This window comes from Actinoplanes solisilvae (assembly GCF_003999975.1).
GTDB lineage: Bacteria > Actinomycetota > Actinomycetes > Mycobacteriales > Micromonosporaceae > Actinoplanes > Actinoplanes solisilvae.
This window is the reverse complement of sequence record NZ_RJAC01000032.1, coordinates 42,026-54,105: the sequence shown is the minus strand read 5'-3', so window position 1 is coordinate 54,105 and position 12,080 is coordinate 42,026. Positions and strand designations below refer to the sequence as shown.

Below are 12,080 nucleotides of genomic sequence, written 5' to 3'. Positions count from 1 at the left end.
ACAGGCCTCGTTCGGTGACGTACGTCTCCCTCGGCGGGCCCGATGCGATCAAGGAGGATCGATGAAGAAGGTGTTCGCCGGGGTGCTGGCCGCGGCGCTGCTGATGACTACGGCCGCCTGTTCCGAAGACAAAAGCTCGGAGAGCACGAACGAGAAGGTCGCCCTCACCTACTGGAGCTGGGCGCCGAACATGGACAAGGTCGTCGAGGGCTGGAACGCGACCCATCCGAACATTCAGGTCACCGTGAACAAGCAGGACGGCGGCGACCCCGCGGTGGCCAAGCTGCTCACCGCGATCAAGGCCGGCAGCGGCGCCCCCGACGTCATGCAGGCCGAATACCAGAAGATCCCGACCCTGGTCGCGGCCGACGCCGTCGCCGACATCGCCAAGGAGGCCGGCGACCTCAAGGCCAAGTTCCCCGAGTCGGCCTGGAACGCGGTCACCCTGGGCTCCGAGGCCGTCTACGGCGTCCCGCAGGACTCCGGCCCGATGATGTTCTTCTACCGCGCCGACATCTTCGAAAAGGCGGGCGTGCAGGTTCCCAAGACCTGGTCCGAGTACGCCGAGGCGGCCCGGAAGATCCACAAGGCGAACCCGAAGCAGTACCTCGGCACGTTCTCGTCCAACGACCCCGGCTGGTTCGCGGGCCTCGCCCAGCAGGCCGGCGCCTCGTGGTGGGGCGTGCAGGGCGAGTCGTGGACCGTCGCCGTGAACGACGCCGCCACGAAGAAGGTCGCCGACTACTGGGGCGGTCTCGTTCAGGAGGGCGTCATCAACAACAAGCCGATGTACACGCCCGAGTGGAACGCCGCGCTGAACGACGGCACCCAGGTCGGCTGGCTCGGCGCGGTCTGGGGTCCGGGCGTACTCGAGGGGAACGCGGCCTCGACGAAGGGCAAGTGGAAGACCACGCTGCTGCCCAACTGGGACGCCGCGGCGCCCGCGAACGGCAACTGGGGCGGCTCGGCCACCAGCGTCACCTCGCAGACCAAGCACAAGGCCCAGGCCGCCGAGTTCGTGAAGTGGCTGAACACCGACCCGGCCGCGATCAAGGCGCTCGCCGGCACGGCCAACGTCTACCCGGCCGCGAACGACGCCACCAGTGTCGCGCTGACCGAACCGCCGGCGTTCTTCGGCGACCAGAAGGACTTCTATACGATCGCCGCCGAGGCCGGGAAGATCACCAAGCCGTTCACCTACGGCCCGAACGTGAACGTCGCCTACAGCGCCTACAACGACGCGTTCGGCAAGGCGGCCGAGGGCAGGAAGGCGGCCGCGTTCGGCGCCGCACTCGACACGATCCAGCAGGCCACGGTCGGTGACCTGAAGAACGCCGGATTCACGGTCGCCGGCTGATCATGGCGTCGACCTCCAGGCGGCGTGCGGGGGCGCCCTACCTGTTCCTGACCCCGGCGCTGGTGCTCTTCGCCGCGTTCCTGGCCGCCCCGATCGGGTACGCCGTCTACCTGAGCCTGCGCCGGGTCAGGGTCAGCGGGCTCGGGCTGGGCAAGGGCGCGCGCACCGAGGTCTGGGCGGGACTGACCAACTACGCACGCTCGCTCACCGACCCCGAGTTCGTGCCGAGCGTGCTGCGCGTGGGGGCGTACGGGCTGATCGTGGTTCCGGTGATGCTCGGCCTCGCGCTGGTGCTGGCCCTGCTGCTCGACGCGGGGCGCACGCGGGTGGGCACCTTCACCCGCACCGCGATCTTCCTTCCGTACGCCGTGCCGGCCGTGATCGCCTCACTGCTGTGGGGCTTTCTCTACCTGCCGAGGGTCAGCCCGATCGTGGACGTGCTCGGCGGCGTGGGGATCACCGCGCCCGACGCGCTGAGCTCGTCCTGGGTGCTCTACGCGGTCGCGAACATCGCGATCTGGGGCGGAACCGGTTTCAACATGATCGTGCTTTATACCGCGCTGCGGGCGATCCCGACCGACCTGTTCGAGGCGGCCCGCATCGACGGCGCCTCCGACATCCAGATCGCGCTGCGCATCAAGGTGCCGGTGATCGGGCCGTCGCTGGTCATGACGTTCCTGTTCTCGCTCATCGCGACGTTGCAGGTCTTCGCCGAGCCGATGACGTTGCGACCGCTCAGCAACACGATCTCGACGACGTGGACGCCGCTGATGAAGGTCTACCGGGACGCGTTCGTACGCAACGACATCTACGCGGCCGCGGCGACCTCCGTGATCATCGCGGCGGCGACGTTCGTCCTCTCCTACGGCTTCCTCAAGCTCGTCGGCTCGCGGGCCTTCAGTCAGGAGAACTGATCATGGCCGTCACCACCGTTCCCGTCGCCGCACCACCAGCGGCACCGGCCGAGCGCGAACGGCCGCGACGCCGCACCAGCCCCACCGCGACCGTGCTTCTGCTGCTCGGAGCGGCGTACTGTCTGCTGCCGGTTCTCTGGGTCGTGATCGCGTCGACCAAGAGCGCGAGCGAGCTGTTCAACACGTTCACGTTCACGCCGAGCGTGCACCTGTTCGACAACATCGCGTTCCTCAGCGACTATCGCGACGGCCTCTACTGGCGCTGGATGGTCAACTCGGGCATCTTCGCCGGGGTGGGCGCGGCCGCCTCGACGCTGGTGTCGGCGATGGCGGGTTTCGCGCTGGCCAAGTACGACTTCCGGGGCAAGGCGCTGGCCTTCAACCTCGTACTGGCCGGGGTGCTCGTGCCGTCGGTGATCCTGGCCGTGCCGCAATACCTGCTGCTGGCCAAGGTCGGGATGACGAACACCTACTGGTCGGTGCTCCTGCCCAGCATGATCAGCCCGTACGGGATCTATCTGTGCCGGATCTTCGCGGCGGCGACGGTGCCGAACGAGGTGCTGGAGGCGGCCCGCATGGACGGCGCCGGTGATTGGCGCGCGTTCGTGCGGGTGGCGCTGCCGATGATGCGCTCGGGGCTCGTCACCGTGTTCCTGTTCCAGTTCGTGGCCATCTGGAACAACTACATGCTGCCGTTCATCATGCTCGGCGACGACAGGCTCTTCCCCGTGACCGTCGGGCTGAGCGGCCTGCTGAACCAGGGCGCGACGCAACCGGCCATGTACACGTCGGTCGTGACGGGGGCGCTGCTGTCCATCGTGCCGCTCGTGGTCCTGTTCCTCACGCTGCAACGCTATTGGCGGGTGGACCTCGGCGCGGGAGCGGTGAAGGCATGAGCGACTGCACCGGAGTGAGCGAAGCGGTCGTAGGGCCAGGAGGGCATGCCGCTGGAGGCTCAGCGTGACGACTATGCTGCCAATCGTGCCTTCACCTGGGCGTAAGCGGCCCACTATTCGCGACGTCGCGCGCGAGGCCGGGGTCTCCTACGCCACCGTCTCCCGCGTCCTCAACGGTCGCGAATGGGTGAGCCCCGAAGCCGTCCGGTCAGTGCGAGAAGCCATCTCCCGTACGGGTTACACGGCCAACCCGCACGCCCGGTCGCTCGCCACCGGCCGTTCCGGGTCGATCGCCGTGCTGCTCACCGAGCCGCAGCACCTGCTCTTCGAGGACCCGAACTTCTCGGTGCTGCTGCGCGGCTTCGCCCAGGCCCTCTCCGACCGCGAGCTGACCCTGATCCTGATGATCGCGTCGACCCCCGAGGAGCGCAGCCGCACCATCGCCTACCTGTCCGGCGGCCACGTCGACGGGGTGCTGCTGGTCTCGCCGCACTTCGGCGACCCGCTGCTCAGCCAGCTCGTCAAGGCCGAGGTGCCGATCGTGGCGTGCGGGCGGGTGCTCGGGTTCGAACAGCTCATCAGCTCGGTCATGGCCGACGATCGCAACGGCGGCCGCGCGGCGGTCGAACATCTCATCGAGGCCGGCTGCACCCGGATCGCGACGATCGCCGGCCCGCAGGACATGGTCGGCGGCGTCGAGCGGCTCCAGGGCTACCACGACGCGCTGATCGCCCACGGCCGCACGATCGAACCCGCGCTGATCGTGAACGGCGACTGGAGCCGGGCGTCGGGAGCGGCGGCGATGCGCACTCTCCTGGACCAGGCACCCGACCTCGACGCGGTTTTCGCCGCCTCCGACGCGATGGCCGACGGGGCGTTGCGCGTGCTGCGCGAGGCGGGCCGCGACGTGCCGGGCGACGTGCGCGTGGTCGGCGCCGACGACTCGGGCCTGGCCGCCACCACCGAACCGCCGCTGACCACCATCCGCAACCCCCTCGACCGCATCGGCGAAGAGATGGTCCGCCTCCTCACCGAGCTGATCGCCGGTCGCACTCCCCTGTCCATCACGGTCCCGATGGCTCTCGTCGTGCGCGGCTCCTCCCCCGCCTGACCCGCTCCTCTCTTCCGCTCCACGGCACCAATCCGGCGTCGCCACCGGCGCCGGTACCCCCTTCGTCCGTGAAGGAGCGATACATGAAACGGTCCCTGCCCGCCGCGGTGGTCGTCGCCGTCCTGACCGCTGCCCTGACCACCCCCGCCCACGCCGCCAACACGCTGTCCATGCGCGGCGCCGACGTCTCGTCGCTGCAGCGCACGCTCGACCTCGGAGGCAAGTACTACAACGCCTCCGGCTCGGCCGCCGACCCGTACGACATCCTGAAGTCGGCCGGCGTCAACTACGCTCGCCTGCGCGTGTGGAACAACCCGGCCAGCGGCTACAACAACAAGGCCAAAGTGCTCCAGCAGGCCCGCGCGATCAAAGCCAAGGGCCTCAAGCTGCTGATCGACTTCCACTACTCCGACACGTGGGCCGACCCGGGCAAGCAGTTCCCGCCCGCGGCCTGGGCGTCGCATTCGCTCGCTCAGCTTCAGACCGATGTCTACAACCACACATACGACGTCTGCTCTGCCCTGAAGGCGCAGGGCGCGACACCGGACAGCATCCAGATCGGCAACGAGATCAACGTCGGCATGCTGTGGCCTCGTGGACAGGTCGTGAACAACGACTTCGCGCCGCTGGCCTCGCTGCTCAAGCAGGGTCACCGCGCGGTGAAGGCCTGCAACAGCGCGACCCAGGTGTGGATCCACGTAGCCGACGCCGACAGCATGGCCAACGCCCGCTGGTTCTACGACGGCATCCGTGACCAGGGTGTCGCGTGGGACGTGACCGCGCTGTCGTACTACTGCATGTGGCACGGCACGCTGGCCAACCTCTACAACGTCATCACCGACGTCCGCTCCCGGTACGGCAAGCCGGTCGTCATCGCCGAGACGGCGTACCAGTTCACCACGGCCGACGCCGACGACGAACCGAACTCCATCCCCGGCACCGTCCTGTGCGACAACATCCCCGCCACCTGGGCCGGCCAGGCGCAACAGTTCACCTGGGTGCAGAACACGGCCCGCAACGCCGGCGCGGTCGGTGTCTTCTACTGGGAGCCCACCTGGTACGCCATCCGAGGCAACGGCTGGGACCCGGCCGACATCAACGGCACCGGCGACGGCTGGGACAACATGGCCGTCTTCGACTGGGGCGGCCGGGTGAACCCGCACATCCGCTGGACCGCCTGACCGGCGGACGGCCATGCCCCGATCGGCCGACCGTCGCGCTGGTCAGGTTGCCGATCGGGGTGCCGCGGGCGCTGTAACGCCGAGGTCGCGGGCCCCGCCGATCCCTGACGGTAACGCCTGGCCGTGGGGCATGATGGCCCTATCCGGTTTCCCTTCGTGCCGGGCGGGGCAAAGAAACCCTGGTCAAGTGCCCTGCGCAGGGTCGCGCGGGGCTCCACAGTGTTGATACTCACGGCATATTCTGCCTGGTCAGGGTGCTCTACTAGTGGGTAACCGAGCACCGAGGGAGTGGTAATGCAACGGCATCGGGTGGCAGTCATCGGCGCCGGCTTCGGGGGGCTGTTCGCGATCAGGGCGCTGCGTCACGCGCCGGTCGACGTCACGCTCATCAACGGAACGGCGTACCACCTGTTCCAGCCCCTGCTCTACCAGGTGGCGACCGGCGTGCTCTCGGAGGGCGAGATCGCCCCGCCGATCCGCGAGGTCCTCAAGAAACAGGACAACGTCGACGTCAAGCTCGGCTGGGCGCAGCACGTCGACACCGAAAACAAGATCATCTCTGTGTCCGGGCCGGGCATCGACTACACCGTCGAATACGACACGCTCATCGTGGCGGCCGGCGCCTCCCAGTCGTACTTCGGCAACGATCACTTCAACGACTACGCGCCCGGCATGAAGAGCATCGACGACGCTCTTGAACTGCGGGCCAAGATCTTCGGCGCGTTCGAGATCGCCGACCTGCAGACCGATCCCGAGGCTCAGGAACGCTGGCTGACCTTCGTGGTCGTCGGGGCCGGGCCGACCGGTGTCGAGATGGCCGGTCAGATCGCCGAGCTCGCCCACCGCAACCTGGTCGGGCAGTACAAGCACATCGACCCGCGCAAGGCCCGCATCATCCTGGTCGACGCGGTCGGGGCCGTCCTCAACACCTTCGGCGACCACCTCTCGACCCGGGCGCTGCGCCAGCTGCACCTGATGGGCGTCGAGGTCGAGCTGAACACCAAGGTGGTCGGCGTCGACCTGACCGGCATCGAGGTCGAGTCGGAGCGCGGCCACCAGCGCATCCCGTCGATGACGAAGGTGTGGGCGGCCGGCGTGTCCGCGCCGCCGCTGGCCCGGCAGCTCGCCGAGTCGGCCGGGGCCGAGACCGACCGGGCCGGGCGCGTCATGGTCAACCCCGACCTGACCGTCCCGGGGCACCCCGAGATCTTCGTGCTGGGCGACATGATGCACCTCAAGGGACCCGACGGGGCGCCGCTGCCCGGGGTCGCCCAGGTGGCCATCCAGGGTGGCACCTACGCGGCCGACGTCATCAAGCGCCGGCTGCGCAACAAGCCGGAACGCAAGCCGTTCAAGTATTTCGACAAGGGCAGCATGGCCACGATCTCGCGGTTCTCCGCGGTGGCCAGCATCGGCAAGCTGCGCCTGGCCGGTTTCATCGCCTGGATGATCTGGCTCGCGGTGCACGTGTTCTATCTGGTCGGCTTCAAGAACAGGTTCACCACGGTGCTGCACTGGGCGGTCAGCTTCGTCGGGCGCGGCCGCTCCGAGCGGGTGGCCACCGAGCAGCAGGCCTTCGCCCGCCGCGCGATGAAGAACTACGGCGACCCCTACCAGTTCGTACGGGCCGCCGAGGAGGCCGACGCGCTCAAGGCAGCGCCGGTCCCGGTCGAGAAGCACCCGGCCGAGAAGGCGAAGGCGGCCGTCGGCAAGTAACCCGCAGGGACTGAGCAGCCGGGGCGATCCACGTCGCCCCGGCTTTCAGCGGTCCGGGGCGTCGCTCGCTCGGATCAGCTGTTCGGGGCCTGGCTCGTCTCCGGGGGCAGCAGCTCCCCTGAGATCGCGCGGTAGGGCGGCCACTCCGGCACGGCGAGCTGGTCGACACCGACCGGGTCGGCCAGCGCCCGGTCGATCGCGGCGCGCAGCCGGTTCTGCTCCTCGGCCGGGTTCTGGTACCAGGCCACCGACCACACCCGGTACATGTGCCAGCCCAGCGAGCGCAGCTCCTCGTCGCGCAGCCGGTCGCGGTCGCGGGTCGACGGGATCGACTGGTACGCCGGCCCGTCGAACTCGATGCCGATGGCGAACACGTCGTCGTCCTGGTCGGGGTGCAGCACGGCCAGGTCGATGTTGTGCCCGGCCGCGCCGACCCGGCGCCGTACGCGATGACCCCACGACTCCAGGGCGGTGACCACTGCCTCCTCGAAGGGCGTGGCCCCTTCGTGGTCGTCGGCCCGCCGGCCCAGGGTGGCCGCGGCCCTCTCGGCGTACTCGAGGTAGGCCTTGAGGTGACGGACGCTCTCGTTGCCCATGTCGGGCACGTCGCCGGCGCGGATGGACGAGACCACCTCGACGCGGCGGGTCGCGCGGGTGATGGCGACGTTGAGGCGGCGCCAGCCTCCGGGCCGGTTGAGCGAGCCGAAATTCGTACTGATCTTGTCGTTCTCGTCGTAGCCGTAGCCGATCGACAGGATGATCACGTCGCGGGCGTCGCCCTGCACGGCCTCGAGGCTCTTGCAGAAGAAGCCGGTGAGCCGGTTCTCGTCGTCGAGGTGGTGCTCGAGGTCGGGGCGTTCGGCGATGGCCCGGCGTACGGCCTCGTCGACCGCGTCGGCCTGGGCCACCGACAGCGTGACCACCCCCAGCGTCTGGCCCGGACGGCTCGCGTAGTGGTGCAGCACCCGTTCGGCGACCGCGTCCGCCTCGATCGGATTGTCCGAGGTGGTCTGCCGCCGGTAGACGCCCTCGACGGCGAACAGCTCGACGCCGTGGTCGGGTTCCTGCGGATAGCAACGGGTCAGCCCGACCAGCCGGCCGTGGTAGTAGGCCAGGTTGGCGAAGGCGAACAGCGCCTCGTGCCGGCTGCGGTGGTGCCAGCCCAGGTGCAGGGTCGGGAACGTCTCGCGGGCCAGGTCGAGAATGGACGGGAAGTCGGCGACGTCGTCCTCGACCCGGTCGTAGAAGCTGGTCGGCGGGAGCTGGCGGTCGTCGCCCGAGACGACCAGGGCCTCGCCGCGATAGATGCAGTTGATCGCGTCGGCCGTCGTCACCTGGGACGCCTCGTCGATGATGACGGTGTCGAACTCCATCTCGGGCGGCAGGTAGCGGCTCACCGCGAGCGGCGACATCAGCAGACACGGCTTGAGACCCTGGGCCGCGTGCCGGGCCTGGGCCAGCAGCTCCTGCACCGGCAGGTGACCGGACTGCTTGTTGCCCTCGCGCCGGATCACGCCGGGCTCGCCGCCGGCCGAGGCCGAGGGCCGCCGTGCCTCGACGGCGTATACGATGTCGGCCAGCGCCGCGCTGGTCAGCTCGTGGTCGAGCAGCCGGTAGACGTCGACCAGGTGGGTGCGGTCCTCGGCCGAGACGGGTTCCAGGCCCGGGTCGTCGCGGATGATCACGTCGGCCCAGCCGCGCAGCAGGGCTCGTTCCAGCACCGGCCACACCTGCTCGACCGGAATCTCCTCGTCGGCGCAGAACTCGAGCGCCTCGGCCAGGCCGTGCTCGACCAGCACCGAGCGGGCGTCCTCGTGCCGGAACCACTCCTGCTGCCCCTCGGGGTCGTGCAGCAGCTCGACGAGCACGTCGCGGGCGTTGTCGTAGTCGCCGAGCCGCTCGATCAGCTCGGGGTGCCGCGCCGGGCTGAACGCGCCGAGCACCTGGCCGCGGGCCGACTCCCAGTCGGCCACCGCCTCGGAGAGCCCCTCGGTCGGGTGGGCCGTCATCAGCGCGTGGGCCTGCTCGCGGGTCATCGCCGCGTCCTCGCCGGTCATCAGCCGACGGGCCTGCACCGTCCACGCGACGACCTCGTTCATCGTCTCGTCGTCGGTTTTCGCGCCGCGGTAGACCGAACCGAGCACCGCGGCGTGCGCGGCGGCGTCGGCCCAGATGGCCGCCTCGGCGTCGGTCGCCGCCTTACGCTGCTCGGCGATCTCCTTGGTCTCGGCCAGGTTGAGGTCCCGGCCGGTCGGCCCGCTGTAGGAGCGGATCATCTCGGCCGCGCTCTGCAACGGCGCGATGTGGGCGCGCAGCCAGGTGACGGCGTCGGCGATCGCGCCCTCCCCCAGCTCGGGCCGGGGCGCGCGGGCGGGTGACGGCCGCAGCGTCGTCCGGAATCGGGTGAACTCGTCGCGGGCCTCGCCGACGATGCGCAGCAGCGCGCCGTTGGGCCGGGGCGCGCAGACGTGCACGGTGACCGCGGGCAGCGCCTCGGCCGGCACCTCGCGGATCACCTCGTCCGCGGTGTGCAACGCCTCCTGCACGGCGTGGAAGTCGGTGTCGACGCCCTGCCAGTGCCGTCCGAGCAGCTCGGCGTGCTCGGCCTCGGCCTCGGCCAGGTCCTGCAGGGCCTGCTTCCAGGCGGCCGCGTCCTCGACGTTGGCGATCGCCTCGGCCGGCTTGACGTCGGGCAGCGCCGCCTCGGCCGCCGCCCGCTTGTCCCGCCGGTAGGGCCGCAGCAGCTTGCGCGGGCCCCGCTGACGGGACAGCCGGTCGGCCATCTCGGTGATCGGCTCCTCGAGCACGGCCTCGTCGAAGTGGCGGCGGGCGTGCGACTCGGTCTCCCGTACGCGCTCAATGGCCAGACGCAGGGCGCGGACGGCGGCGTGGGCGGCCGGCATGCCACCGGTCTCGAACCAGGCCGGCTCGGGCTTGTGCTCGCGGTTGATCAGGTCGGCGATCGTGATGACGCGGGCCGAGTCGGGGAAAGTGACCACGTTGGGCAGGCCCAGCCGGGCGGTGACCCGGTCGAGGCTCTCCTGACGGCTCTCGAGGCGGTCGGCCTCCTCGGCGAACTTGTTGGCCAGGTGATCGGCCTGCGCCGCGTTCAACGGCTTGAGGTCGACGGCCTCGGGTACGAGGTGCGACAGGTCGGGAATGCCGGTCAGCTCGTCGGCCGAGGGCAGGTCGGTCCACGGGATGCCGCCGTAGCGCAGGGCGGCCAGGTGATGGGTGAGGTCGGTGGCCGCCTTCTGCACCGGCTGGATGCTGTCGATCGTCAGCCAGTCCTCCTCGACCTTGGGCGGCCGCTTGCCGGCGTGCGCCGAGAGCGCGGCCAGGCTGGCCGCACCGGACGGCTCGTGCAGGTCGAACGAGTCGGCCAGGGTCGAGTTGGCGATCACCGTCTCGGCCAGCTTGCCGAGCGAGGTCATGGCCAGCCGCAACCGGGCGTCGAGCGGCTCCCGGTCGATCGCCTCGCGCCACAGGTAGCTCTCGCTGCGCACCCGCCCCAGACGGGTCACGGCGTCCCGCAGCCGATGAACGGCGTCCCCGGTGAGATCCTTCGGCGCGACGTCGGCCACCGGCGCGGCGGGCACGTCGAGCAGCTGGGCGCAGAGCCCGAGCACCTCGAACAGGCTCCGGTCGAGCGGTTGCCGCACCCGATTCAGAGCTTCCGCGTACGCGGTCAGGCGCTCGCGCCGCTCCCGGACCGCCCGCCGGTCGATCGGATCCATCGCCGCGAGCTGCACCGGATCGGTCTCGAGCGACTCGGCCAGCAGACCCGCCACCTCGCGCCGCCCGACCAGATCGCTGTGCAGGGCGAGCAGGTAGTTGCCGAGCCCCGCCTCGGTGAGCCGCTGCTGCACGGTGTCGAGCGCGGCCGCCTTCTCCGAGACGACCAGCACCCGCTTGCCGGCGTGCAGCAGCCCGCCGACCATGTTCGCGATCGTCTGCGACTTGCCGGTGCCGGGCGGCCCGTCGAGCACGAAACTGCGCCCGGCCACCGCGGCGGCGATCGCGACCCGCTGCGTGGCGTCGGCGTCCAGGATCAGCGGCGTGTCCTCGGGCGGGGCCACGACGTCGATCCGCTCGACCGGGGTGGGCTCGAAAGCGAACGTGCGGTCGGCGTCGCGCGTGGCCAGCGCGCGCACGACCGGATGCTCGACGATGTGCGGCTCGTTCTCGTAAAGGTCGTAGTACATGGCCTCGCGGCACACGCTGAGACAGCTCAGGGTCACGGTCTCGTCGGCGTACCAGCCGCGCCGCTCCCCGATGGCCACGTCGACCTTGGCCCAGAGCACTGTCACGTCGAGCTCGGCCAGCGAGTTGACCTCGGGAATCTCGATGTCGACCTCGCCCATCCGCACGACCAGCGCCGGGTTGACGATCGGGTCCTCGGGTCGCGCGATCAGCCGAGGGCCGGCCGGATCGATGTCCACGGGCACGAGCAGGATCGGGCTCTCGTACGGAGACCCGTCGTCGTCCGACCAGTGCAGCATGCCCAGACCGAGGTAGAGGGGCGAGACCCCGCGGTCGACCAGCTCGAGGCGCGATCGCCGCCAGAAGTGGTGCAGCAGGGCCCCGAGCTGCTCCTCGGCCAGTTCGGTGCGCAGGACGTGGGAGTTGGCCTCCCCGTCGTCGTGGAAGGCGTAGCCGCCGCCCTCCTGAAGCACCTTGATGATCGTCTTCGGAGACGGCCCGATGATCTCGACCGACCCCGAGGGCACGCGGGCGAAGTTGAGCAGAGGGTTCGAACCGGTCAGGTCGACCAGCCCCGAGCGCCACTGCTCCAGCGCCGACCTGACCTCGGCACCACTCTCGCCCGCGACCTCATCCGCCCACATGCCCCAATTCCAGCAAGTCGGACGCTAGTTACGCTGGGGATTCGGCTACGTGCTTACG

At 69.9% G+C, this 12,080-nt stretch carries 7 protein-coding genes; 6 read left to right on the top strand and 1 reads right to left on the bottom strand.

All coding sequences use genetic code 11. The features are described from left to right. Positions 1-61: 61 nt before the first annotated feature. From EER30_RS41665 to EER30_RS41640, 6 genes are all read left to right on the top strand, one after another. A complete protein-coding gene (locus EER30_RS41665) occupies positions 62-1,357 on the top strand; it encodes an ABC transporter substrate-binding protein (protein ID WP_127507536.1) in 1,296 nt (431 codons plus the stop codon). Between the two features lie 2 nt (positions 1,358-1,359). Further along, a complete protein-coding gene (locus EER30_RS41660) occupies positions 1,360-2,271 on the top strand; it encodes a carbohydrate ABC transporter permease (protein WP_127507534.1) in 912 nt (303 codons plus the stop codon). A gap of 2 nt (positions 2,272-2,273) precedes the next feature. Next, complete coding sequence (locus EER30_RS41655) at positions 2,274-3,167, top strand: carbohydrate ABC transporter permease (protein ID WP_127507532.1); 894 nt, start codon at positions 2,274-2,276, stop codon at positions 3,165-3,167. An 85-nt stretch (positions 3,168-3,252) separates the two neighbouring features. Then, on the top strand, positions 3,253-4,278 hold the full coding sequence (locus EER30_RS41650) for a LacI family DNA-binding transcriptional regulator (protein ID WP_240670649.1): 1,026 nt from the start codon (positions 3,253-3,255) through the stop codon (positions 4,276-4,278). 83 nt (positions 4,279-4,361) lie between these two features. Beyond that, entirely contained in the window at positions 4,362-5,459 is a 1,098-nt protein-coding gene (locus EER30_RS41645) for a glycoside hydrolase family 53 protein (RefSeq protein WP_127507528.1), read from the top strand. 294 nt (positions 5,460-5,753) lie between these two features. Then, on the top strand, positions 5,754-7,175 hold the full coding sequence (locus tag EER30_RS41640) for an NAD(P)/FAD-dependent oxidoreductase (RefSeq protein WP_127507526.1): 1,422 nt from the start codon (positions 5,754-5,756) through the stop codon (positions 7,173-7,175). Positions 7,176-7,249: 74 nt separating this feature from the next. Here the strand turns inward: EER30_RS41640 and EER30_RS41635 are convergent, their stop codons facing one another. Further along, positions 7,250-12,022 (bottom strand): DUF4011 domain-containing protein, encoded by a 4,773-nt coding sequence (locus EER30_RS41635; protein ID WP_127507524.1) that lies wholly within the window; start codon positions 12,020-12,022, stop codon positions 7,250-7,252. Positions 12,023-12,080 lie beyond the last annotated feature (58 nt).

What these genes read in the sequence shown, in the direction of transcription:
- EER30_RS41655 (WP_127507532.1), top strand. Translation starts at nt 2,274, where the DNA reads ATGGCCGTCACCACCGTTCCCGTCGCCGCACCACCAGCGGCACCGGCC.
- EER30_RS41635 (WP_127507524.1), bottom strand. Translation starts at nt 12,022, where the DNA reads ATGTGGGCGGATGAGGTCGCGGGCGAGAGTGGTGCCGAGGTCAGGTCG.
- EER30_RS41640 (WP_127507526.1), top strand. Translation starts at nt 5,754, where the DNA reads ATGCAACGGCATCGGGTGGCAGTCATCGGCGCCGGCTTCGGGGGGCTG.
- EER30_RS41665 (WP_127507536.1), top strand. Translation starts at nt 62, where the DNA reads ATGAAGAAGGTGTTCGCCGGGGTGCTGGCCGCGGCGCTGCTGATGACT.
- EER30_RS41660 (WP_127507534.1), top strand. Translation starts at nt 1,360, where the DNA reads ATGGCGTCGACCTCCAGGCGGCGTGCGGGGGCGCCCTACCTGTTCCTG.
- EER30_RS41645 (WP_127507528.1), top strand. Translation starts at nt 4,362, where the DNA reads ATGAAACGGTCCCTGCCCGCCGCGGTGGTCGTCGCCGTCCTGACCGCT.